Source organism: Halomonas gemina (genome assembly GCF_023554995.1).
In the GTDB taxonomy this organism is placed as follows: domain Bacteria; phylum Pseudomonadota; class Gammaproteobacteria; order Pseudomonadales; family Halomonadaceae; genus Halomonas; species Halomonas gemina.
Genome location: NZ_JAMJPK010000004.1, coordinates 380,497 through 403,985, shown reverse-complemented (window position 1 = coordinate 403,985; position 23,489 = coordinate 380,497). Strand labels below are relative to the sequence as shown.

The following is a 23,489-nucleotide window of genomic DNA, read 5'->3' as shown; positions in this document are numbered from 1 at the left end:
GGCAGCACTCAGCCGTGCCGATAGAGGCCCCGCGAGAGGAGTTGCGTCTCCACTGCCTCCGGCAGCAGGTAGCGCACGCTGAGGCCCGCCGCCAGGCGCCGGCGCACCTCGGTGGCCGAGATCGCCATGCGCGATGGCAGCTTGAGGCGCAGCAGCCGTCCGGCGGGCCGGGTCATCAGCGCCTCGCCCTCCTCGACCTCGCGCCCGGCCAGCAGCGCAACCAGCGGCTGGGGCAGCGACGCCCGATGGTCGGGTCGATCGATCACCACCACATGGGCCAGCTCGAAGAGTCGCTCGGGCTCGTGCCAGTCAGCCAGGCGCAGGAAGGCATCGTGGCCCAACGCCATCACCAGTCGCGCCTCAGGGCCCAGTTCACGACGCAGCGAGGCAAGGGTATCGGCACTGTAGGAGGGCCCGTCACGCTCGAGCTCCCGGGGATCGGCGACCAGGCCCGGCGTGTCGCCGATCCCCAGGCGCAAGAGGGCGAGGCGGTCGGCGGGCGAGACGCGAGGCTCGCCGCGTAGCGGCGGCATGGCAGCGGGTACCATGTGCACCCGGTCCAGGGCCAGCGCCTCGCGAAGCTCCACGGCACTGCGCAGGTGCCCCAGATGCACCGGATCGAAGGTGCCGCCGAGCATGGCGACCCGGGGCGATGGTGACGGGTCGCGGTCGGCCCTGACGGGCAGCCCAGGTTGGCTCACCGACGCACCTGGCCGTCGCCGAGCACCACGTACTTGCGGGTGGTCAGCCCCTCGAGCCCCACGGGGCCCCGGGCATGCAGGCGGTCGGTGGAGATGCCGATCTCGGCGCCCAGCCCGTACTCGAAGCCGTCGGCGAAGCGGGTCGAGGCGTTGACCATCACCGAGCTGGAGTCCACCTCGGCGAGGAAGCGGCGCGCCAGGCCGTAATGCTCGGTGACGATGGCGTCGGTGTGGCGCGAGCCATAGCGCTCGATATGCGCCATCGCGGCATCGATGCCGTCGACCACGCGGATGGCCAGCACCGGGGCCAGGTACTCCGCCTGCCAGTCCGCCTCGCTGGCCTCGGCGATGTCGCCGAGGATCGCCCGGGTCCGCTCGCAGCCGCGCAGCTCGACGCCATGCTCGCCATAGGCACGGGCCAGGTCGGGCAACAGGGTCTCGGCCACCGGCGCATCGACCAGCAGGGTCTCCATGGTGTTGCAGGTGCCGTAGCGATGGGTCTTGGCATTGACCGCGATGGCCAGGGCCTTGTCGAGGTCGGCGCTGGCATCGATGTAGACGTGGCAGATGCCGTCGAGGTGCTTGATCACCGGCACCCGCGCCTCCCGGGTGATGCGCTCGATCAACGACTTGCCACCGCGCGGGATGATCACGTCGACGTACTCCGGCATGCTGATCAGGCGGCCCACGGCGGCGCGATCCGTCGTCGCCACCACCTGGACGGCCCCCTCGGGGAGGCCGGCCCGGGCCAGCCCGGCGCGGATGCAGGCGGCGATGGCGGCGTTGGAGTCGCGCGCCTCGGACCCGCCGCGCAGGATGGCCGCGTTGCCGGACTTCAGGCACAGGCTCGCCGCTTCCAGGGTGACGTTGGGCCGCGACTCGTAGATGATGCCGATCACCCCGAGCGGCACCCGCATCTGGCCCACCTGGATGCCGCTGGGCCGCGAGCGCAGGCCGTCGATCTCGCCGACCGGGTCCGGCAGGGCAGCGACCTGGGCGAGGCCATCGATCATGGCATCGACACGCGCGTCGTCCAGCGCCAGGCGGTCGAGCAGCGCCGCCTCCAGGCCGCTCTCGCGCCCCCGGGCAAGGTCGCGGGCGTTGGCGGCCAGCACCTCGCCGCGGGCCTGCTCGAGCAGCTCGGCCATGGCCAGCAGGGCGGCGTTCTTGGCTGCGGTGTCGACGCGGCGCATCCGGGTGGCCGCCTCACGGGCGCCCTGCCCCAGGCGCTGCATGTAGGCGTCGACGTCGCCGATATCGGGGGGCGCGGGGTCGTGGTCCGAGCGGGAGGCTTGAGCTGTCATGCCGTTGCGTGTCTCCTGGGGCCGGCGACGCCGCGACAAGGGCGCTGCCGGCGTTATACTGTGCCGTAAACCGGGAAGGGAATCATACTAAGCCACCATGCAGACCAAGTACAAAGTCGGGCTGCTGCGCGGCAACCTGCTGGTCGCGGCGCTGCTGCTGGCACTGCAGGCCATCGCCACGACGACCCTGACCGAGGCCCTGCTGCTGTGGCTGGCCGCGAGCTGGCTGGCCGTCACCGCACTGCTGCTCGCCTTCAACCATCGCCGCCCCGCCACGGTGCCCTGGCAGCTGCTGCCCGGCCTGCTGCTCGCCGCCCTGCTGTGGGTGAATCCCGAGCGGCATGTCACCTGGCTGTGGGCCTGGGCAGTGCTGCTGATGCTTCCCCAGCCCCGCTGGACCCTGCTGCTCGAGGCCCTGCTGGCGCTGGCCACCTGGTGGCCACTGCGCGAGCTGCTGGGGCTCGAGCAGTGGGCCCTGGCCGGCCTGCTGCTCGCCGCCCTAATGCTGCTGGGACTCTCCAGGGCCCTCGACCTTCGTGCGCTGCGCCAGAGCACCCTGCACCGAGCCCGCCTGGTTCCCGGCCTGCCGCTCTGGCCCGGTGAGCGGCTTCCCCAGGACCTCGCCCTCGCGCGGGGCCGCAGCCATCGCGAGGGGGTGCATGCCGAGCTGCTGCTGCTGCACGCCCCGCGACACCGCTGCTGGACCCTGGCCCACCGGCTCTGTCGGCTGACCCACAGCTTCGAGCCCTGCTACCGCCTCGACCCGCGAACCCTGGCGGTGATCCTGACCAGCCGCAACCGTCGCGAGGCCGGGGAGCGACGCGACGCGCTGTGGCGCCACCTCGATACCCCAGGCCCGGCCCGGGTGATCGACCTGTCCGGCCTGGCGTCCCTGGAGGACGAACGACAGGCGCTGGCGCGGCAGGCGGCAGGGCTCCAGATCACCGGGGTAGCGGCCAATGCCTGAACGCCGGGTGCGTTTCCTGAGGCTGTACGCGGCGTGGTACGCCAGCGGCGCGCTGCTGCTGCTGGGCATGGCCCTGTGGCTCTACCTGATGGGCGAATACGAACGCATCCCCCTGCCCGCTGCCCTCTTCCTGCTGATGCTGGTGGCCACCCTGCTCAGCGTGACGCGCGAAGATCACTCGCGGCTGGCCGCCTACCTGGTGCTGATCTGCGGTTACCTGCTGATCGCCGTCGAGCTGCCTCGGCAGTCGGGGCTGCCGTCGCTCTGGGTGGGGGTACCGCCGGTCCTCACCCTGCTGCTGCTGCCGCTGGGCCCGGCCATGCTGCTCAACGTGGCGCTGACGCCGGTCTGGCTGGCCCTGCTCGGCAATGGCGAGCTCGACCGGGACATGCTGCTGGGCTACCTGACACTTGTGGTGGTGGCAGCCCTGGTCCCCTGGGAGCAGGTCCGCCAGCATGCCCTGCTGCGGGCCACCGACCCCCGCGACCCCGAATGTCCGGCGGTGGGACGCGAGACCCTCCACGAGCAGCTGGCCAGCGAAGCCGAGCGCGCCGCGCTGCTCGGCCAGCCGCTGGCCGTGTTGCTGGTCCACCTACCCCAGCTGGAGATGGCCGAGGAACAGTTCGGTCAGCGGGCGCGACAGGCCCTGCTGGACGTCCTCTGCCAGGCCGTCGCCAGCCGCTGCCGCGACCAGGACATCCTGGGCCGGGAGGGCCCGGCGGATTTCTGGCTGGTGCTGCCGGATACCACCGAGAGCGGTGGCCTGCTGGTGCAGCAGCGGCTCGGCCAGGCCCTCGAGCAGGCCACCCTGACGGAGACCGGCCCGATGGAGGCGCGGCTGCGACTCTGCCGGCCGCGCCCGGGAGAGTCCCGGCAACGATTCGAGCAACGCCTGCAGGCCGTCAGCCAGTCGCTGGTCGATGGCTGACCCGCGAGCCCGCGAGCGCACCACACGGCAACGGAGCACCCTTTGAGCATCGCCGACACCCTCTTCCAGCTGGCGCCGCCGCCGGGGCTGCTGCTGCTGATCATCGCCGCCATCGCCCTGGTGGAATCCCTGGCGCTGGTGGGGCTGCTGGTCCCGGGGGTGGTGCTGATGACCGCCGCCACCTCCCTGGCCGGCCACCAGGACCTGGCCGTGGGACCGGTGCTCGGCGCCGCCTTCATCGGCGCGGTGGCGGGCGACGGCCTGAGCTTCCTGCTCGGCTATACCCAGCGCGAGCGGGTGACCGCCCTGTGGCCACTGTCTCGGCACCCCGAATGGCTCGCGCGAGGGGCCCGCTTCTTCCAGCGCCACGGCCCGCTGTCGGTCTTCCTGGGCCGCTTCGTGGGCCCGGTCAGGCCCGTGGTGCCGCTGATCGCCGGCATGCTGAGGATGTCGCCCCGCACCTTCACCTGGGCCAACCTGAGCTCGGCACTTCTCTGGGCACCGGCCTACGTGCTGCCGGGCTACCTGCTGGGTCGCACCTGGCAGCAGCTGCTGGACCTGCCCGAGGGCCTCCAGCCCTGGCTGGTCGCCCTGGGCGTGCTGGTGGTCATTCTCGCCGTGGTGTTCTCCTGGTGTCGCCACCTGGTGACCCGCGACGGGCTCGCCTACCGCGGCCTCGCCTGGCTCTCGCGGCGCACGCCCCTGGGCCGGCGCCTGTGGCGGCTGCTCGCTCCGCCCCATGCGGCGGAACCGCCCCTGGCCTCCTGGCTGCTGCTGATCCTCTCCCTGGCGGCCCTCTCGGCCTGGACCCTGGTGGTGATTCACCACCAGGGTCCATTGGCCATGGACCTGCGTCTCGCGAGACTGCTGGAGAGCCTCGCGCTGCCGGGCCTGGCCGCCTTCGGGGACGTGATGGCCAGGGCCGGCGACCTGCTGGGCGTGCTCGCCCTGACCCTCCCCTGGGCGGCCTGGCTGCTGTGGCGACGCCAGCTGCCGGCCTTCTGGCACATCGCCGGCGGGCTCGTCGGCATCGCGCTGCTCAACACCCTGTTCAAGGCGACCATCGGTCGGGCGCGACCAGACACGCCGGCCTACCTGGCCGACTCGCTTTCCTACCCCAGCGCCCACACCTCGACCGCCGTGGTGCTGTTCGGCATGGCCGCGGCCTTCGCCAGTCATGAGCTGCCCTATGGCCGGCGCTTCCTGGCCTACTGGGCCGCCATTGCCGTGATCCTGCCGATGGCCCTGTCGCGCCTGCTGATCGGGGTGCATTGGCTCAGCGACCTGATCGGTGGCGCCCTGCTCGGCTTGGTGGTCTGTGCCCTGGTGCAGCTGGCCTGGCAGCGACATCCGCGCCCGCGCCTCGGCCCCTGCCCCTGGCACCTGCTGGGTGTCGCCTCGCTGTTGCTGGCCGCGGCCCGGATCGCCTGGCTGCCGCCTGTCTAGCCCAGGGCCAGCCAGAGCCCCACGCCGACCATCAGGGTCCCGGCGACGCGGTTGAGCAGCCGCACATTGCCGCTCTCGCCGAGCAGCCGGCGCAGGGTGCGTCCGCCGGTGGCATAGAGCAGCAGGCAGAGGAATTCGATGGAGAGGATCACCGCGATCAGCGCCAGAAGCTGGATGACCAGCGGGCGAGAGGCATCCAGGAAGGGCGGCAGCAGGGCCATGAAGAAGGCCCAGCCCTTGGGATTGGCCACCGCGGTGACCAGCCCCTGCAGGGCCAGCTGGCCGCGGGCGGCGGCGGGCCCCGCCTCCAGCGCCAGGGGGATGGCCATGCGTCCCCGGGAGCGCCACATCATCACGCCCAGATAGCCAAGATAGGCGCCACCCAGCCACTTGAAGAGCGCGAACAGCTCGGGCTGGCGCAGCATCAGGGCCGCTACCCCGGCGCCGGCGGCGAAGGCCACCAGGCCCACGCCCACCAGCTCGCCGACCATCATCCACAGGGTGCGCCTCACGCCCTGGGTCATGCCCAGCACCATGGCCAAGGTCATGCACATGCCGGGAGTGAGCGAGACCAGCAGGAAGGTCGGCACGAAGACCGACAGCAGGGAGAGGTTGATCATCCCTCGCCCCAGCGGGGCATCAGGCGATGCGCGATCCCCAACTGGTTGAGGATCCGCGCCACGATGAAGTCGACCAGGTCGTCGACCGACGCCGGCTGGTGATAGAACCCCGGCGCAGCGGGCAGGATCACCGCCCCCATGCGGGTCAGTGCGAGCATGTGCTCCAGGTGGATCGCCGAGAAGGGGGTCTCGCGGGGCACCAGGATCAGCTTGCGGCGCTCCTTGAGCGCCACGTCGGCGGCACGCTCGATCAGGTTGTTGCTGGCCCCGGTGGCCACCGCCGAGAGGGTCCCGGTGCTGCAGGGGCAGATCACCATGGCCGAGGGCGCCCCTGACCCCGAGGCGACCGGCGCCATCCAGTCCTCGCGCGCGAAACAACGGATCTGCCCGGGTGCGGCCCCGCTGCGCTCGATGAGGACCTCGGCCAGCCGGACAGGGTTAGCCGGCAGTTCGCGATCGGTCTCGGTGGCGATCACCAGGTGGGCGGCCTTGGAGATCATCACCCAGACCCGGTGGTCGGCCGCCACCAGCGCCTCGATCAGCCGCAGCCCATACTGGGCCCCGGAGGCACCGGTCAGGGCCACCGTGACCGGGTCACGCAGTTCCGTCGGCATGGGCCACCTCCAGCGCCGCCAGCAGCTTCTCGTGGATGCCGCCGAAGCCGCCGTTGGACATCACCACGATGCGGTCCAGCGGCCGTGCCTCGGTGACCAGGACCTCCACCAGGGCATCGAGGTCGTCGAGCAGCCGGGCCGGCACCGGGCTCGCCTCGAGCACCGGCGACAGCGACCAGTCGAGCCCCGGCGGCTGGAACCAGTAGGCGGCATCGGCGGCGGCGACGCTTGCCGCCAGCCGGTCGCGCAGCGTCCCCAGCCGCATGGTGTTGGAGCGCGGCTCGATCACCGCCAGCAGGCGCCCGCGCGGCGTCGCGGCCCGCAGCCCTTCCAGGGTGGCGGCGATTGCCGTGGGATGGTGGGCGAAGTCGTCGATGACCTCGATCCCCGCCACCTCGCCGCGCAGCTCCTGGCGACGCCGCGGGGTCGCGAAGCGCGACAGCGCCGCGGCGGCGCGCGGCAGGTCGACCCCGCAGGCGCTCGCCGCCGCCAGCGCGGCAAGCGCATTGCGGGCGTTGTGGGCACCGGTCAGCGCCCAGTCCACCACCGCGTCCTCGTTCACCTCGGCTTCGCCATCGTGGCGCTCATGGATCACCCGGAAGCGCGAGGCGTCCTCGCGCTCGAGTTCCAGCCGCCAGGGGCTTGCCGCCCGGGTGCCGAAGCGCTCCACCGGGGTCCAGGCCCCCATCTCGAGCACCCGCTCCAGGGCCGGCTCGCCATCGGCCACCAGAAGGCGCCCCCGCCCGGGGACGGTACGCACCAGGTGGTGAAACTGGCGCTCGATGGCGGCCAGGTCATCGAAGATATCGGCGTGATCGAACTCCAGGTTGCCGAGGATGGCGATCTCGGGGCGGTAGTGGACGAACTTGGAGCGCTTGTCGAAGAAGGCCGTATCGTACTCGTCGGCTTCCACCACGAAGGGGGCATCGTGGGCACCGAGCCGCGCCGAGACGCCGAAGTTGCGCGGCACCCCGCCGATCAGAAAGCCCGGCGCCAGGCCGGCGGACTCCAGCAGCCAGGCCAGCAGGCTCGCCGTGGTGGTCTTGCCGTGGGTACCGGCCACGGCGATCACCCGCCGCCCCGGCAGCACCTGCTCGGCCAGCCACTCGGGGCCGGAGACGTAGGGCAGCCCCTGGTCCAGGACCGCCTCGACCTCGGGGTTGCCACGCGAGAGGGCGTTGCCGATCACCACCCGGTCCGGGCGCGGCGAGAGGTTGTCCGGCGAGTACCCTTCGCACAGCGCGATGCCGGCCTCCTCGAGTTGGGTGCTCATGGGCGGATAGACGTTGGCATCCGAGCCGCTGACGGTGATGCCCAGCTCTCGGGCCAGCAGGGCCAGGCTGCCCATGAAGGTACCGCAGATGCCGAGGATATGAAGGTGCATGCGCTCTCCGGGAATCTTTCCGCCGCCAGCCGCGGCGCGACCTGCGCGAGACTAGCATGGCGCCCTCGACGCGCTCCAGCCGCCAGCGTCGCCCGCGGCGCCCAAGGCGACTTGGGCTCCCCGGGCACGCAGGTGCAGCCCATGCCACTTTCGGCTAGACTCACGGGCTTTCGGAACCCTCGACGTGCTTTCAAATCTCTTGACGTGACAACGAACAGGTAAGCCCCATGGCCCAGCACAACGCCTTCTACGCCCAGTCCGGCGGCGTCACCGCCGTGATCAACGCCAGCGCATGCGGCGTGATCGAAGCCTGCCGCCGCCATCCGGACCGGATCGGCAAGGTCTATGCCGGCCATAACGGCATCATCGGCGCCCTCACCGAGGACCTGATCGACGTCAGCCAGGAGTCGGATGAGACCATCGCCGCGCTGCGCCATACGCCCGGCGGCGCCTTCGGCTCCTGCCGCTACAAGCTCAAGGACATCGAGTCCCACCGCGCCCAGTATGAACGGCTGATCGAGGTCTTCAGGGCCCACGACATCCGCTACTTCTTCTACAACGGCGGCGGCGACAGCGCCGATACCTGCCTCAAGGTCTCGCAGCTCTCCGAGAAGCTCGGCTATCCGCTGACGGCCATCCACGTGCCCAAGACCGTGGACAACGACCTGCCGATCACCGACAACTCCCCGGGCTTCGGCAGCGTGGCCAAGTACATCGCCACCTCCACCCTGGAGGCCTCGCTGGACATCGCCTCGATGTGCGCCACCTCCACCAAGGTGTTCGTGCTCGAGGTGATGGGCCGTCACGCCGGCTGGATCGCCGCCGCCGGGGCGCTGGCCGGCCAGGGCGAGGGCGAGCCGCCCCACCTGGTGATCTTCCCCGAGGTCCACTTCGACCGCGCCCGGGTGATGGCCCGGGTGGAGGAGTCGGTCAAGAAGTACGGCTACTGCGTGATCGTGGTCTCCGAGGGCGCGCGCTACGAGGACGGCACCTTCCTCGCCGACTCCGGCAACACCGATGCCTTCGGCCACCGCCAGCTGGGCGGCGTGGCGCCGACGCTTGCCGGCATGGTCAAGCAGGACCTGGGCTACAAGTACCACTGGGCCGTGGCCGACTACCTGCAGCGGGCCGCTCGTCACCTGGCCTCGAAGACCGACGTCGAGCAGGCCTACGCGGTGGGCGAGAAGGCCGTGGCGCTGGCCATTGAAGGCAAGAACTCCATGATGCCGGCGATCAAGCGCATCAGCGAGACCCCCTACGAGTGGCGCATCGAGGCGGCCCCGCTGGCCGAGGTCGCCAACCGCGAGAAGTTCATGCCGAAGGAGTTCATCCGCGAGGATGGCTTCGGCATCACCGAGGCCTGCCGCCAGTACCTGTCGCCGCTGATCCAGGGCGAGGACTTCCCGCCCTTCGAGAACGGCCTGCCGAAGGTGGCTCACCTCAAGCTGGCCCGGGTCGAGCGCAAGCTGCCGGAGTTCAAGATCTAAGCAGCCAAGCGGCCAAGCGGCCAAGCGGCCAAGCGGCCAAGCGGCCAAGCGGCCAAGCGGCCAAGCGGCCAAGCGGCCAAGCGGCCAAGCGGCCAAGCGGCCAAGCGGCCAAGCGGCCAAGCGGCCAAGCGGCCATCAGTGTGTACGTCTCTCAAGCAAGAGCAACATCCGGGACCATGCTTCGGGGTTTGCTTGTAGCTCGGCACTGGCCGACGGCCCTATCTCAACAGCCAGGAGAGCACCAGCAGCAGCAGCAGAATGCCCGCCACGCCCTGCCAGAAGCGGGTCGGCTCTCCCAGCCTGCGCGCGCCGCCCTCCCCCGCGACATGGGCCGGGTCTCGCGGCGGGCGCAGCGCACGACGGAATTCCGACATGCGCCGGAAGCGCAGCGCACGCTGGGGGTCCAGGGCGCGGCGCAGGGCATCGTCCAGGGCCGCGGGCACCTCCGGATTGAGGGTGCGGGCACTGCGATAGGCCAGCTGCTCCAGGTCGGTATGGCTGCGCAGCCGGTTCGGCGCCAGGGCGTAGGGCAGCTCGCCGGTGAGCAGCCAGTAGATGGTCGAGGCCAGGGAGTACTGGTCGCTGCGACGGCCGACATCATCCTCCAGCGCATACTCCGGCGCGCTGTGCTCGGTCAACCCGAGCTGGCGCACCAGCTCCCGTGAGCGGCGGTGGCCGTCGACGTCACGCAGGTGGCAGGCGCTGAAATCGGCCAGCACCACCTGGCCATGCACATCGATCAGCACGTTGTCGGGATGGATCCGCTGGTGCAGCAGGTCGCGATGGTGCAGTGCCTGCACCGCCTTGCCCAGCTGATTGGCGATGTCCAGGCGCTGATCGAGGCTGGCCTGAGGGTGGCGCCTGGCCCATTCGGCCAGGGTCTCGCCCTTGACGTGGGCCATCAGGTAGTAGAGGAAACGCCGCGGCCGTGAGGGCTCCATGATGCGCACCACGAAGGGCGACTTGACGCGCTCCACCACCCACTGCTGCAGCAGGAAGTGCTCCAGATAGGCATTGCGGCTGGAGAGCTCGGGACTCGGCGCCTTCATCACCATCTCGCGGCCGCTGTGCAGGTCGCGCACGTGGTAGACCCGCGACTGGGCCGTGCGCGAGAGCACCGACAGCACCTCGAGGCCATCGAGGCGATCACCGGGCGAGAGCTCCGGGGGGATCGGCAGGTCGCCGTAGACGCGGTCGGGCTTATCCGCCGAGGCCTCATCGGGCAGGGCGTCGATGCGCACCAGCTGGAAGCAGAACTGATCGCCGCCATACCCCCGCTCCTGGGCCCGTTCACGGGCCGCCGCGCCGAGACGCTCGCAGGCGGCATCCAGGTCACTGGCATCCTCGCGGATCAGCCGCACATAGTCCGAGGGCATCAGGGTGCCCTGTACCGCTTGGGTGGTGAACAGGAAGATGTCCCCCTGCTTGAGCGGCATGCTGGCGTAATCGATCTCCAGACCGCTGTCCATGCCCATGGCCCGGGAGGGATAGCGATAGCCGCCCAGGTCGGTGACATGGTCCCGGGAGAGCTGCTCGAATTCGGCACCGCGCAGGCGGAACACCAGGGTGTCCCCCATGTGGAAGAGGTGTGCCTCGCGCCCCCTGAAGACCATGGCGGAGAGCGAGGAGACATAGCTGCCATCCGTCACCTGGCGGTTCTGGCTGAAGCACCAGGCGTTCAGCGCCCGCAGCACGCGGGTCGCCGAGGTCTTGACGTCCCAGTGGTCGGGGGTGGAGAAGTAGTCGGCCAGAAACCCCTTGACGCTGAGATCCCCCGCCTGCTTGGCCAGGTTGTTGCGCAGGGTGGAGTCACTGATCAGGGCGCAGGCGCCCTTCGCCGCGAGCAGGGGCGGCTCGGGGAAGCGCACCGACATCGAGCTGCGATGCCGTCGCCGTTCAGGCGCGACGAAAGCCTGTCCGTAGCTCAGTGACAGTTGCACGGGTGTCAAGGCAGTCTCCTCGGGGTCGACGCGATGCGCCGGCCGGTAGCCGGCGCCTTCCATCGGAGACCCATGATACACCCTCGCCCGCCGGCGGGCCCATCGACCAAAGGCCCGTATGCCACCTAAGGCCCATTGGTAATCCCCGCCTCGGCTTCGTATAATTCGGCGGATTTTGCGCCTGCCCGATTCGCCAAGCCTTTATTATTGCCAACCAAGGAAGCGACGATGAACTTCGACAACATCCCCGCCGGCAAGGACCTCCCTAACGACGTCTACGTGGCGATCGAGATCCCGGCCAACCACGCGCCGATCAAGTATGAGATCGACAAGGACATGGGGGCGCTACTGGTCGACCGTTTCATGGCCACCCCGATGTTCTACCCGGCCAACTACGGCTTCATCCCCCATACCCTGGCCGACGACGGCGATGCCCTGGATGCGCTGGTGGTGACCCCCTACCCGGTCCAGCCCGGCGCCGTGATCCGTGCCCGCCCGGTGGGCATCCTCAACATGACCGACGAGGCCGGCGAGGACGCCAAGCTGGTGTGTGTCCCGCACCCCAAGCTCTCCAGCCTCTATGACGACGTCCATGAGGTCACCGACCTGCCCGAGCTGCTGCGCCAGCAGATCGCCCACTTCTTCGAGAACTACAAGGACCTCGAGAAGGGCAAGTGGGTCAAGGTGGAGTCCTGGGAGGGTTCCGAGGCGGCCTGCAAGGCCATCGAGAAGGCCGTGGCGGCCCACGAGAAGGCCTGACCCTCGACACCTGGCCCTCTACAAGTAGCGCCCGAAACGACAACGGGCCGCCCGGTGGGCGGCCCGTTGTCGTTGACGGACACTCGCGGCCTTCAGCCCTCCGGCTGCGCCTCCTCGTCCGCGGTGGCAGCGCTGTTCGAGGCCTCGCCGCTGGCGTCCTGCGCCTCGCTGGAGGGCATCGGCTCCCCCTCAGGCACGGCGGCATCAGCGGCCGAGGCATCGTCGCCGCCCTCCTCTGCCGCTTCGGCGGGCGTCGGTTCGCTACCGGGAGAGGACGATTCGCCCTCGCCGGAATCGGCAGCGCCCGCGTCACCGGTTCCTTCCTCGGTGACGTCTTCCTCAGTGGGGGCGGTCATCTCGGCCTCGCCTGCGTCGGTAGCCGCCTCCTCGGCAGAATCCTCGCTACGCTCCACCTCCACCACCGGCGGCTCGCTGGCCGTGGGGGCCGGGGTGGGCGTCACCTCGGCCAGGCCCTCGGTGACCTGCCTAGCCAGGTCTCGGGCACGCACCATGTGGTTGGCCAGCACCAGCGAATGGTTGGCAAAGATGCCGAAGCCGGAGCCGTTGAGGACAAGCGGGCTCCACAGCCGGCGCTGGCTGCGCTGGAGCTCGGCCACCAGTTGCCCCCAGCGCTCGGTGACACCGGCCGAGTCCAGCACATCGGCCTGGTCGCGCTGTACCGCCTCGAGCAGGTGCATCAGCGCCCAGGCCTGGCCACGCGCCTCGAAGAAGACCTCATCGACCCGATACCAGGGCGTTCGGGCCGGCAGGGACTCGGCGTCGATATCCAGGTCGCGCAACTCATCACGGCTGCCGATGCTGGCCGAGAGCCGCAGCCCCAGGTCGTCCAGCGACCCGGTGATCGCCTCGAGCCAGGCCGCGAGGCCCTGGCCCTGCTCACCGAAGCCGGCTTCACCCCCCGCCCCGAGGGAAGCGAGGTAGCCGTCCAGCTCCTCGAGGGCCTGTTCCAGGCGTTTCTCCGTGGCGGGATAGAGCCAGTCGCGGCTATCCCCCATCAGGCGCTCCTGCACGCCCTCCAGCTCCGGCGCCGACGACTGTTCCATGGCCGGCAGCGATCTCGAGAGGCTGCGGGCCTGGGTAAGCACGCCCAGTTCCCAGGCCGGCATGTTGTCGAGCCATAGCCCGGGCGGGGCGATATCGTTGCGCAGGTAGCCGCCGGGCTTCTCGAGCAGGGTCTCGATCAGGGTCATCAGGCCAGCGGTGGTCACGGCGCCGCGGGCCGCTGTGCTGCCCGACTCGGCGCCACGCTGCTCGGCGACGGCCTGCTCCACGTCGAAGCGTTCCGGCGTCCAGCTCCACCAGATCCCCAGCCCCAGGCACACCACCAGGTAGATCACCAGCAGTACCAGTAACGGCTTCCAGATCCACCCATACTCCGGACGCTCGAGTTCATCGGTCCGGCTGCGGCGCCTGGCGGCACCCTTATGCGTCAACGCCATGGTCAGGTTCCCTTGAAGATGAAAGCGTGCGGCGACGCGACAATACGGCGCAGCCTCCTGGGCGGGATGCCATCAACAGCCCCCTGCTACTGCGATATCCTAGCAGGACCCTGGCCTCACCGCCGAAGGACGGAACCCGGCATCGAGGAACGGGGTCCATAATCCGCCTGGTTACAAGCTGGTTCATTGCCATGAGGAAACGCCGTGCCGACCGTTTTGCGACTCGCCCTGCTGATCACCCTGCTGCTACCGCTGGGGGCCCAGGCCCAGTGGTTCTCCCAGGATGACGACGAGACGTTCCTGCCGGTGATGGAGGCCTTCCAGCCCAGCACCTGGCACGATGGCGAGACCCTCTACGTGGGCTTCGAGAACGCCGAAGGCTACTACCTGTATCGCCACCAGTTCGCCGTCGAAACCGACGTGGCATCCCTTTCACTGGGCGAACCCGAGCTCCCCCCGGGACTCGCCAAGAGCGACGAATTTCTGGGCGACGTCAATGTCTTCTACGATAGCGTGGTCTTCGAGGTACCCCTCGAGCCGGGCCACCGCGGCCCGCTGGACCTCACCCTGACCTTCCAGGGCTGTGCCGATGCCGGGCTCTGCTACCCGCCGGAACGCGTAGAGCTGACCGCCGCCGAGGGCGAGGCACCGGCCACCTTCGCCGGCTGGACGCCATCCGATAGCGCGCCCTCTGCTGACCGCGACACGGCCGGCGGCCAGGCGCCTGCCACCGAGCCGGGGTCCAGTGGCGACACCGCCTCGCCTGGCGAGGCCATGAGCGGCGCCCCCCAGAGCGAGGATGGCCGCTTCCGCACCCTGATGACCGAGGCCAGCCTGCCGCTGGTCCTGGGGCTCTTCTTCCTGGCCGGCCTGGGGCTGACCTTCACGCCCTGCGTGCTGCCCATGGTGCCGATCCTCTCCTCGATCATCGTCGGCCAGCATCCGACCCGCCGCCGGGCCTTCGTGCTCTCGGCCAGCTACGTGGGCGGGATGGCACTTACCTATGCCGCCGTGGGGATACTGATGGGGCTGTTCGGCGCCGGCCTCAACCTCCAGGCCCGCCTGCAGTCGGCCCCGGTGCTGATCACCTTCGCCGCGCTCTTCACGCTCTTCGCCCTCGCCATGTTCGGCGCCTTCGACCTGCGCCTCTCGCCCAGGCTGGCCGGCCGCATCGACGGCTGGCAGGCCCGCGCCCAGCGCAGCGGCCCCGCCGGCCTGGCCCTGGCCGGGGCACTCTCGGTGCTGGTGGTCTCGCCCTGCGTCTCGGCGCCGCTGGCCGGCGCCCTGGTGTTCATCTCCACCACCGGCGATGCGCTGATGGGCGGGGCGGCACTGTTCGCGCTGGCCCTTGGCATGGGCGTGCCACTGCTGCTGGTGGGCACCTTCGGTACCACCCTGCTGCCCCGCTCCGGCGCCTGGATGAACGGCATCAAGGCCGCCTTCGGCATCCTGCTGCTGGGGGTCGCCATCTGGCTGGTGGAGCGCCTGCTGCCGGGCAGCATCGCCCTGCTGCTGTGGGCAGGTCTGGCCATCGGCAGCGCCCTGGCGCTGGGGGCACTGACCGTCAACCAGACCCAGGGTTGGCCACGGGTCCGCCAGGCGGCGGGGCTGATGCTGCTGGTCTGGGGCATCGCCCTGATGATCGGCGCCTCGCGCGGCGGGGATGATCCGCTGCGCCCCCTGGCACCCGCGACCCCGGTGGCCGGCACCCCGGTGGCCGCCACCTCGCCCGGGGAGGCGGCCGGCGTCGCCCCGGCGATCACCACCGTGGAGGACCTCGACGCCCTTCAGGCGTCGCTGGCCGAGAGTGACGAACCCGCCTTCGTCAACGTCACCGCCGACTGGTGCATCTCCTGCAAGGTGATGGAACGCGATGTCTACCCGGCGCCGGAGGTGGCGGGCCAGCTGGCCAACTTCCGGCGCATCAACGTCGACGTCACCGACAGTAACGCCACCAGTCGCGAGGTGCTGGACCACTACCAGCTGTTCGGCCCGCCCAGCCTGCTGTTCTTCGATGGCGGCAAGGAGCTTCGCGATGCCCGCGTGCAGGGCGAGGTAAATGCCCCGCAGCTGGCCAGCCACCTGGAGGGGGTGTTGGACTGGCTGGAGAGCCGCCAAGGCTGAGTCCCCGGCATTTGACATCCTCCCCTCCCTCATCTTTCGCTGCCGCCTGACGGCGGAAAGGAAGGGGATTCCTACGGCGCTCAGTCGCAGCCTACGGCTGCCGCTGAGTCGCTTCGGCGGGTTCCTGCTGCTGGCGGCCTTACTGCACCGCTCACTTCACAGGCGAGCCGGGCATATCCTGCCCTTAACACATTGATCGCGCCGACATGATCGGCGTTGTCCTCGAAGCCGCACTCGACACAAGCAAAGCGTGCTTGGCTGCGGCGGTTCTCCGCAGCCACATGCCCGCATTCAGGGCAGGTGCGACTGGTGTTCTGTGGCGGCACCATCACCAGATGCGCGCCGCGCCAGGCCAGCTTGTAGTCGAGCTGGCGCCGGAACTCGAACCAGCCCTGGTCGAGGATGGTGCGATTGAGGCCCGATTTGGCCCGCACGTTGCGGCCAGGTTGCTCGACATTACCTTTGGCCGAGCGCGACATATTCCCAACCTGCAAGTCTTCCAGCACCACAAGCGCGTGCCTTTTGCTGATCGTGGCGGAAGCCTTGTGAAGGAAGTCGCGTCGGACATTGGCGATACGGGCCTGGATCTTCTGGACGCGGGTCTTAGCTTTCTTCCAGTTGTTGCTGAACTTGGTCTTGCGGCTCATGGCTTGCTGCGCCTTGCGCAGCGCCGCCTGGTGCTTCTTGACGCTATTGAGCGGTGGGAGATGACTACCATCCGAGAGCGTAGCGAATCGCGCCACGCCCATGTCGATGCCGACCGAGCCCCCTGAGGGCGCCGGCACCTCGATCTCGCGCTCCGTCTGGATCGAGACGAACCACCGTCCGCCGGACTGGCTGACGGTGACGTTTTTCACAGTCCCCAGCACCTCGCGACTCTTGCGGAAGCGCAGCCAGCCCAGCTTGGGCAGGTAGAGGCGGCGGTTGCCTTGGTCGAGCTTTATCTGTTTCGGATCGGGGTAGCGGAAGCTGTCGCGCTGCCCCTTCTTCTTGAAGCGCGGGAAGTCCGCCCGCTGGGCGAAGAAATTAGCGTAGGCGCGCTCCAGATCCTTCAGAGACTGCTGGAGCGGATGGATGGGCCCGCCCTTGAGCCACGGCGTCTCGTCGCTATTGCGCCAGCCTGTGAGTTCCTTGCACAAGTCGGCATAACCGAGCTTCTTGTCGCCGGCTTCATACCGCGCTTTCTGCAACGCCAGTCCCCGGTTAAAGACGAACCGCGCCATACCGGCGAACTGGCGCATCTTGCGCACCTGTTCCCCGTTGGGCATCAGTTCGAATTTAAAGGCTTGGAGACGTTGCACTGAGCACATTACTGTCTATTTATCCAGCATTATAGGGCACCTGCGGCGCCCGCGCTATCCTTCCCCGCACTAAAAGTACGGGGCATGTCGCGCATTTTGGTCATCAATCGCGCGTTGAACCGCAACAATCGCGTCTCGAACGGTGTTCCTGCACGGCTGGACATCCCTGCCAATTTTCGGCAGACTCCGGCCTTAATGCACTTTCATGGTCAATAGAGGCCGCAAGACACGCCATCTTGCCGCGATCTATTGCAAGTTGGCCGGGGTTGACAGCACCCCGGATCACCCCCAGCACCACCGGTCGAGACAACGTCATGGATATCCGCAAGGTCAAGAAGCTGATCGAGCTGCTCGAAGAGTCCAACATCAGCGAGATCGAGATCCAGGAAGGAGAAGAGTCGGTTCGCATCAGCCGCCACCCCAACGGCACGAACTGGCAGGCGCCCATGCCCCATTCCGAGGCGACCCCGGCTGCGTCGGCCCCCCAGGCACCCGCTCCGGCTGCCGAGCCCTCCGCCGATGCCGCGCCAACCTACCAGGGGCATACCGTCAACTCGCCGATGGTCGGCACCTTCTACCGTTCGCCGGCACCGGGCTCCAAGTCCTTCGTCGAGGTCGGCTCGAGCGTCAAGAAGGGCGAGACCATCTGCATCGTCGAAGCGATGAAGATGATGAACCAGATCGAGGCCGATCGAGACGGCGTGATCGAGGCCTTCCTGATCGAGGATGGCGAACCGGTCGAGTTCGACCAGCCGATGCTCGTCATCGCCTGACGCTACCCCGTCCTCATCATTCACCAACTGGCGGATTCCTCATGCTGGACAAGGTCCTCATCGCCAATCGCGGCGAGATTGCCCTGCGCATCCTGCGCGCCTGCAAGGAGTTGGGCATCAAGACGGTGGCGGTCCACTCCACGGCCGATCGCGAGCTGATGCATGTGCGCCTGGCCGACGAAGCCGTGTGCATCGGGCCGGCTTCCTCGGCGAACTCCTACCTCAACATCCCGTCGCTGATCAGCGCCGCGGAAGTCACCGACTCCAGTGCCATCCATCCGGGCTACGGCTTCCTCTCCGAGAATGCCAACTTCGCCGAGCAGGTCGAACGCTCCGGTTTCATCTTTATCGGCCCCCGCGCCGAGACCATCCGCCTGATGGGCGACAAGGTCAGCGCCATCGAGTCGATGAAGAAGGCCGGCGTGCCGACGGTGCCCGGTTCCGACGGTCCCCTCGGTGACGACGAGGGGGAGATCCTCGCCGTGGCCCGGCGCATCGGCTACCCGGTGATCATCAAGGCCGCCGCCGGGGGCGGCGGGCGCGGCATGCGCGTGGTGCACACCGAGGCGCACCTGCTCTCGGCGGTCAACGTCACCCGCACCGAGGCCTACTCCTCCTTCGGCGACGGCACCGTCTACATGGAGAAGTTCCTCGAGAACCCGCGCCACGTGGAGGTGCAGGTGCTGGCCGATGGCCAGGGCAACGCCATCCACCTCTTTGATCGTGACTGCTCGCTGCAGCGCCGACACCAGAAGGTGATCGAGGAGGCCCCCGCCCCGGGGATCGACGAGGCCGCCCGTGCCGAGGTCCTCGAGGCCTGCCGGGAGGCGTGCATCACCATCGGCTACCGGGGCGCCGGGACCTTCGAGTTCCTCTACGAGGATGGCAAGTTCTTCTTCATCGAGATGAACACCCGGGTACAGGTGGAGCATCCGGTCACCGAAATGGTCACCGGCGTGGATATCGTCCGCGAGCAGCTGCTCATCGCCTCGGGCCTGCCGCTGTCGGTACGCCAGGAGGACGTCAAGCTCGCCGGCCACGCCTTCGAGTGCCGCATCAACGCCGAGGATGCCCGCACCTTCATGCCCTCGCCGGGCAAGGTGACCCTCTACCACCCGCCCGGCGGGCTCGGCGTGCGCATGGACTCCCATGTCTACACGGGCTACACCGTGCCGCCCCACTACGACTCGCTGATCGGCAAGCTGATCACCTGGGGCGTGGACCGGGAGACGGCGCTGATCCGCATGCGCAACGCCCTGGACGAACTTCTGGTGGAAGGCATCAAGACCAACACCGATTTGCACAAGGATCTGGTGCGCGACGGCTACTTCCAGCAGGGCGGCGTCAATATCCACTACCTGGAGAAGAAGCTGGGGCTGTAATCTCTCCATGCTTCCGAAGAAGGCCTCCGGCCTTCTTTCGCGATCTGAAGATCGCTCCCACAGGCTGAGTGCCGATTGCCGGGAAGGCCTCCGGCCTTCCTTGGCGATCTGAAGTCGGAGCGCCGAATCGTCGCTCCCACTGCTTGAAGGTGGCCTAAAGACGGCGCCCCTTCCTATTGGATGTGCAAAGAACATTTTTCCATACCACCCCTTCCGACCGACCACGGAACGCCCCATGCCCTGGATGCAACTCAAGGCGCGCATTGCCCCCGAGCACGCCGAGCCCCTCGAGGAGCTGCTGCTCGCCGAGGGCGCCACCGCCATCACCCTCCAGGACGCCTTCGACGACCCGGTCTTCGAGCCCGAACGCGGCACCACGCCGCTGTGGGACGAGACGGTGCTCACCGGCCTCTACGACGACCTGGAGGGCATCGAGGCGATGCTCGACCGGGTACGCCAGGCCTGGGCCGCCGAGTTTCCCGAGGAGCCCTGCCCCGAGATCGAGGTCGAGCTGCTGGCCGACCGCGACTGGGGGCGCGAATGGATGGACGACTTCCAGCCGCTGCGCATGGGCGAGCGGCTGTGGATCGTGCCCAGCTGGCACGCCCCGCCGGAGCCCGACGCCGTCAACCTCCACCTGGACCCGGGGCTGGCCTTCGGCACCGGCACTCACCCCACCACGGCACTCTGCCTGGCCTGGCTCGACGGTCTCTCGGTGGACGGCGAGCTGCAGGGCCTGGCCGTGCTCGATGTGGGCTGCGGCTCGGGGATACTGGCCATCGCCGCCCTCAAGCTCGGCGCCCGGCGGGCCACCGGCACCGACATCGACCCCCAGGCGCTGCAGGCCAGCCGCGACAATGCCGAGCGCAACGGCGTGGTTGATGCCGACTTCCGGCTCTGCTATCCCGAGCAGCTCGAGGCGGGCGACTTCCCGCTGGTGGTCGCCAACATCCTCGCCGGCCCCCTGGTGGAGCTGGCCGACGAGATCGCCGGCCGGGTGGCAGCGGGTGGCCGACTGGCCCTCTCGGGCATCCTCGAGGGCCAGGCCGAGGAGGTGCTCGAGGCCTACCGCGCACGGGGCCTGGTCATGGATGAACCGGAGCTCCGCGAGGGCTGGGTACGACTTTCCGGGCGCCGCCCCGTCGGGCACCGCCCCTGACAGGCATTCGCCTTGAGTAGCGGTTCACCAACGCCGACCGGGGGCGTATGATATGCAGCCCCTGACGCCAGCGACCCCGACCATGTCCCACTCTCGCCCCCTGCCCCGCATCGGCCGCCACCAACTGCCCAACCGGGTGGTCCTGGCGCCCATGGCCGGAGTCACCGACCGCCCGTTCCGGACGCTCTGTCGCCGACTCGGGGCCGGGCTGGTGGTGGGCGAGATGGTCACCTCGGACCCCGGCCTGTGGCATACCCGCAAGTCCCGGCTGCGCATGGACCACCGCGGCGAGCCGGGCCCGCGCAGCGTGCAGATCGCCGGCGGCGACGCGGCGATGCTCGCCGAGGCCGCCCGCCTCAATGCCGCGATGGGCGCCGAGATCATCGACATCAACATGGGCTGCCCGGCCAAGAAGGTGTGCAACAAGGCGGCCGGTTCCGCCCTGCTGCGCGACGAGGCGCTGGTGGCCGAGATCCTCGCGGCGGTGGTCGCCGCGGTCGACGTGCCGGTGACCCTGAAGATCCGCACCGGCTGGTGCGCCGACAGCAACAACGGCGTGCGGGTCGCGCGCATCGCCGAGCAATCAGGCATCCAGGCCCTGGCCGTGCATGGCCGCCATCGTCAGCAGCGCTACGGCGGCGAGGCGGAGTACGACACCATCGCGGAGATCAAGGCCGCCGTGGGCATCCCGGTATTCGCCAACGGCGATATCGATTCTCCCACCAAGGCCGCTCGCGTCCTCGACTATACTGGTGCGGATGCGGTGATGGTCGGTCGCGCTGCCCAGGGCAACCCCTGGATCTTCCGCGAGATCGACCACTACCTGTGCCATGGACAGCAGCTTGCCGCGCCGGGGGATGAGGAGCGCGCCGAGGTCCTTCGCGACCATCTGGCGGCCCTGCATGACTTCTATGGAGAGCATCTGGGTGTGCGCATCGCGCGCAAGCATCTCGGCTGGTACCTGGCCGGAGATGCCCGTTTCGACGACGCCGGGCGGCGTGCCCTGCGGGCCACCTTCAATGGCCTGGAGAGTCGCCATGCCCAGCGCCGCTTCATCGATGAACTCTTTCGTCACGACCCCGCCGCGACGCCAGGTCGCATCGCCCGGGCCGTGGCACCGGATGGAATCTGTGCCGCATGACCAGCAGCCAACCCTTTGACCACAATGCCGCGCTGCCCGAACTGGATGCCCGGGCTACACGTGATCTCGCCATGCTGAGCGAGGGCGTCCGGCCGGGCCCGTCGGACGACCGGCCCCTGCGCGAGGCCGTGGAGGCCTCGCTGACCCGCTACTTCGACCACCTGGACGGCAGCGACGCCAGCGATCTCTACGCCATGGTGATGGCCGAGGTCGAGGCCCCACTGCTCTCTTCGGTCCTTGAGCATACCCAGGGCAACCAGACTCGCGCCGCCGAGATGCTCGGCCTCAACCGCGGGACCCTGCGCAAGAAGCTCAAGCACTATGGCCTGATCTGACCACTCCCTCGAGGGAGTCCATGGCACTCCCTCCGCTTTCCCGCCGCCCCATTCACCACCATCGACAGAAGAGTGACTCCCCATGGCCCAAGCCTCCTCCGCCGCGGTTCGCCGCGCCCTGATCAGCGTCTCCGACAAGACCGGCATCGTCGACTTCGCCCGCGGCCTCGTCGAACAGGGCGTCGCATTGCTCTCCACCGGCGGCACCTTCCGCCTGCTCCAAGAGAACGGCATCGACGTCACCGAGGTCTCCGAACACACCGGATTCCCCGAGATCATGGACGGCCGGGTCAAGACACTCCATCCGAAGATCCACGGCGGCATCCTTGGCCGCCGCGGCCAGGACGATGCGGTAATGGCGGAACACGGCATCGACCCCATCGACATGGTGGTGGTCAACCTCTATCCCTTCTCGGCCACCGTGGCGCGTCCGGACTGCACCCTGGGGGACGCCATCGAGAACATCGACATCGGTGGCCCGACCATGGTGCGCGCCTGCGCCAAGAACCATGCCCACACCACCATCGTGGTGGACGCCGGCGACTACCCCCGGGTACTCGGCGAGATCGCTGCCGGAGACGGTGCCGTGAGTGATGCCACCCGCTTCGACCTGGCGGTCAAGGCCTTCGAGCACACCGCCGGCTACGACGCCGCCATCGCCGACTACCTGGGCCAACGCGTCCCCGGCGGCGAGGACGGCTTCCCGCGCACCTACAACCTGCAGTTCGAGAAGAAGCAGGCCATGCGCTACGGCGAGAACCCCCACCAGAGTGCCGCCTTCTACGTTGAAGCCAACGCCAGCGAGGCCAGCGTGGCCACCGCCACCCAGCTGCAGGGCAAGGCGCTCTCCTTCAACAACGTCGCCGACACCGATGCCGCCTTCGAGTGCGTCAAGGCCTTCACCGACACCGCCTGCGTGATCGTCAAGCATGCCAACCCCTGCGGCGTTGCGGTGGGCGCAAGCCCCAGGGAGGCCTACGAGAAGGCCTTCGCCACCGACCCGACCAGCGCCTTCGGCGGCATCATCGCCTTCAACGAGCCGCTGGACGCCGAGACCGCCCGCGCCATCATCGACCGCCAGTTCGTCGAGGTGATCATCGCCCCGGGGATCGAGGAGGAGGCGCTTGCCATCGTCGCCGAGAAGAAGAACGTACGGCTGCTCGACGTCGGCGCGAAGTGGCCCGGCGAGCGCGAGCACGCCCACGACTTCAAGCGGGTCACCGGTGGCCTGCTGGTCCAGGACCGCGACCTGGGCATGGTCGGCCGCGACGAGCTGACCGTGGTCAGCGAGCGGGTGCCCAGCGAGCAGGAGATGCGCGACCTGGCCTTCGCCTGGAAGGTGGCCAAGTACGTCAAGTCCAATGCCATCGTCTACGCCAAGGATGGCCAGACCATCGGCGTGGGCGCCGGCCAGATGAGCCGCGTCTACTCGGCGAAGATCGCCGGTATCAAGGCCGCCGACGAGGGCCTCTCGGTGCCCGGCTCGGTGATGGCCAGTGACGCCTTCTTCCCCTTCCGCGACGGCATCGATGCCGCCGCCGCCGCCGGCATCGCCGCGGTGATCCAGCCTGGCGGCTCCATGCGCGACCAGGAAGTGATCGACGCCGCCAACGAGGCCGGGATTGCCATGGTGTTCACCGGCATGCGGCACTTCAGGCATTAAG

The 23,489-nt window shown here is 69.0% G+C and carries 20 protein-coding genes; 12 read left to right on the top strand and 8 right to left on the bottom strand.

What is annotated here, in order from left to right:
• Positions 1 to 8 precede the first annotated feature (8 nt).
• Both nadD and M8009_RS11240 read right to left on the bottom strand, forming a co-directional pair.
• On the bottom strand, positions 9 to 638 hold the full coding sequence (gene nadD / locus M8009_RS11245) for a nicotinate-nucleotide adenylyltransferase (RefSeq protein WP_250061192.1): 630 nt from the start codon (positions 636 to 638) through the stop codon (positions 9 to 11).
• Positions 639 to 697: 59 nt separating this feature from the next.
• Positions 698 to 2,005: a glutamate-5-semialdehyde dehydrogenase gene (locus M8009_RS11240; protein WP_250061071.1), complete on the bottom strand. Its 1,308-nt coding sequence runs from the start codon at positions 2,003 to 2,005 to the stop codon at positions 698 to 700.
• Positions 2,006 to 2,102: 97 nt separating this feature from the next.
• Here M8009_RS11240 and M8009_RS11235 point away from each other — a divergent pair, with 97 nt between their 5' ends.
• Genes M8009_RS11235 through M8009_RS11225 form a run of 3 tightly spaced genes read left to right on the top strand, consistent with a single transcriptional unit; the run spans position 2,103 to position 5,346 of the window.
• Positions 2,103 to 2,972 carry a hypothetical protein gene (locus tag M8009_RS11235; protein ID WP_250061070.1) on the top strand — a complete coding sequence of 290 codons (870 nt, stop codon included), beginning with the start codon at positions 2,103 to 2,105 and terminating at the stop codon, positions 2,970 to 2,972.
• Positions 2,965 to 3,900 carry a GGDEF domain-containing protein gene (locus M8009_RS11230; RefSeq protein ID WP_250061068.1) on the top strand — a complete coding sequence of 312 codons (936 nt, stop codon included), beginning with the start codon at positions 2,965 to 2,967 and terminating at the stop codon, positions 3,898 to 3,900. Before M8009_RS11235 ends, M8009_RS11230 begins: the two co-directional genes overlap by 8 nt.
• Before the next feature lie 42 nt (positions 3,901 to 3,942).
• A complete protein-coding gene (locus tag M8009_RS11225) occupies positions 3,943 to 5,346 on the top strand; it encodes a bifunctional DedA family/phosphatase PAP2 family protein (protein WP_250061060.1) in 1,404 nt (467 codons plus the stop codon).
• On the opposite strand, the gene M8009_RS11220 is transcribed toward M8009_RS11225, so the two are convergent.
• The 3 genes from M8009_RS11220 to mpl are packed head-to-tail and all read right to left on the bottom strand — an operon-like array spanning position 5,343 to position 7,964.
• Positions 5,343 to 5,966, bottom strand: coding sequence for a LysE family translocator (locus tag M8009_RS11220; protein WP_250061058.1), 624 nt, complete (start codon positions 5,964 to 5,966; stop codon positions 5,343 to 5,345). The genes M8009_RS11225 and M8009_RS11220 overlap by 4 nt on opposite strands.
• A complete protein-coding gene (locus M8009_RS11215) occupies positions 5,963 to 6,580 on the bottom strand; it encodes a flavin prenyltransferase UbiX (protein ID WP_250061056.1) in 618 nt (205 codons plus the stop codon). The genes M8009_RS11220 and M8009_RS11215 overlap by 4 nt, the downstream gene beginning before the upstream one ends.
• Positions 6,561 to 7,964, bottom strand: coding sequence for a UDP-N-acetylmuramate:L-alanyl-gamma-D-glutamyl-meso-diaminopimelate ligase (gene mpl, locus M8009_RS11210; RefSeq protein WP_250061054.1), 1,404 nt, complete (start codon positions 7,962 to 7,964; stop codon positions 6,561 to 6,563). The genes M8009_RS11215 and mpl overlap by 20 nt, the downstream gene beginning before the upstream one ends.
• Before the next feature lie 227 nt (positions 7,965 to 8,191).
• Here mpl and M8009_RS11205 point away from each other — a divergent pair, with 227 nt between their 5' ends.
• Entirely contained in the window at positions 8,192 to 9,451 is a 1,260-nt protein-coding gene (locus M8009_RS11205) for a 6-phosphofructokinase (RefSeq protein ID WP_250061052.1), read from the top strand.
• A gap of 218 nt (positions 9,452 to 9,669) precedes the next feature.
• On the opposite strand, the gene M8009_RS11200 is transcribed toward M8009_RS11205, so the two are convergent.
• A complete protein-coding gene (locus M8009_RS11200) occupies positions 9,670 to 11,325 on the bottom strand; it encodes a bifunctional protein-serine/threonine kinase/phosphatase (protein WP_430886909.1) in 1,656 nt (551 codons plus the stop codon).
• A gap of 294 nt (positions 11,326 to 11,619) precedes the next feature.
• Between M8009_RS11200 and ppa the strand changes: the two genes are divergently transcribed.
• Positions 11,620 to 12,150: an inorganic diphosphatase gene (gene ppa, locus M8009_RS11195; RefSeq protein ID WP_106230354.1), complete on the top strand. Its 531-nt coding sequence runs from the start codon at positions 11,620 to 11,622 to the stop codon at positions 12,148 to 12,150.
• A gap of 92 nt (positions 12,151 to 12,242) precedes the next feature.
• Here the strand turns inward: ppa and M8009_RS11190 are convergent, their stop codons facing one another.
• A complete protein-coding gene (locus tag M8009_RS11190) occupies positions 12,243 to 13,610 on the bottom strand; it encodes a DUF2333 family protein (protein ID WP_250061049.1) in 1,368 nt (455 codons plus the stop codon).
• A gap of 204 nt (positions 13,611 to 13,814) precedes the next feature.
• Between M8009_RS11190 and dsbD the strand changes: the two genes are divergently transcribed.
• Positions 13,815 to 15,734, top strand: a complete 1,920-nt coding sequence (gene dsbD, locus M8009_RS11185; protein ID WP_250061047.1) for a protein-disulfide reductase DsbD — start codon at positions 13,815 to 13,817, stop codon at positions 15,732 to 15,734.
• An 80-nt stretch (positions 15,735 to 15,814) separates the two neighbouring features.
• Here the strand turns inward: dsbD and M8009_RS11180 are convergent, their stop codons facing one another.
• Entirely contained in the window at positions 15,815 to 17,044 is a 1,230-nt protein-coding gene (locus M8009_RS11180) for an RNA-guided endonuclease InsQ/TnpB family protein (RefSeq protein WP_284047792.1), read from the bottom strand.
• Positions 17,045 to 17,349: 305 nt separating this feature from the next.
• Here M8009_RS11180 and accB point away from each other — a divergent pair, with 305 nt between their 5' ends.
• The 6 genes from accB to purH all read left to right on the top strand — a co-directional run bounded on the left by accB (position 17,350) and on the right by purH (position 23,488).
• Complete coding sequence (gene accB / locus M8009_RS11175) at positions 17,350 to 17,808, top strand: acetyl-CoA carboxylase biotin carboxyl carrier protein (protein ID WP_250061044.1); 459 nt, start codon at positions 17,350 to 17,352, stop codon at positions 17,806 to 17,808.
• A 41-nt stretch (positions 17,809 to 17,849) separates the two neighbouring features.
• Positions 17,850 to 19,190, top strand: coding sequence for an acetyl-CoA carboxylase biotin carboxylase subunit (accC, locus tag M8009_RS11170; protein WP_250061042.1), 1,341 nt, complete (start codon positions 17,850 to 17,852; stop codon positions 19,188 to 19,190).
• A 235-nt stretch (positions 19,191 to 19,425) separates the two neighbouring features.
• On the top strand, positions 19,426 to 20,349 hold the full coding sequence (gene prmA / locus M8009_RS11165) for a 50S ribosomal protein L11 methyltransferase (protein WP_250061040.1): 924 nt from the start codon (positions 19,426 to 19,428) through the stop codon (positions 20,347 to 20,349).
• Between the two features lie 82 nt (positions 20,350 to 20,431).
• Positions 20,432 to 21,490, top strand: a complete 1,059-nt coding sequence (gene dusB, locus M8009_RS11160; protein WP_250061038.1) for a tRNA dihydrouridine synthase DusB — start codon at positions 20,432 to 20,434, stop codon at positions 21,488 to 21,490.
• Positions 21,487 to 21,825: a DNA-binding transcriptional regulator Fis gene (fis, locus tag M8009_RS11155; protein WP_430886907.1), complete on the top strand. Its 339-nt coding sequence runs from the start codon at positions 21,487 to 21,489 to the stop codon at positions 21,823 to 21,825. The genes dusB and fis overlap by 4 nt, the downstream gene beginning before the upstream one ends.
• Before the next feature lie 82 nt (positions 21,826 to 21,907).
• Positions 21,908 to 23,488, top strand: coding sequence for a bifunctional phosphoribosylaminoimidazolecarboxamide formyltransferase/IMP cyclohydrolase (gene purH, locus M8009_RS11150; protein WP_250061036.1), 1,581 nt, complete (start codon positions 21,908 to 21,910; stop codon positions 23,486 to 23,488).
• Position 23,489: the final 1 nt, after the last annotated feature.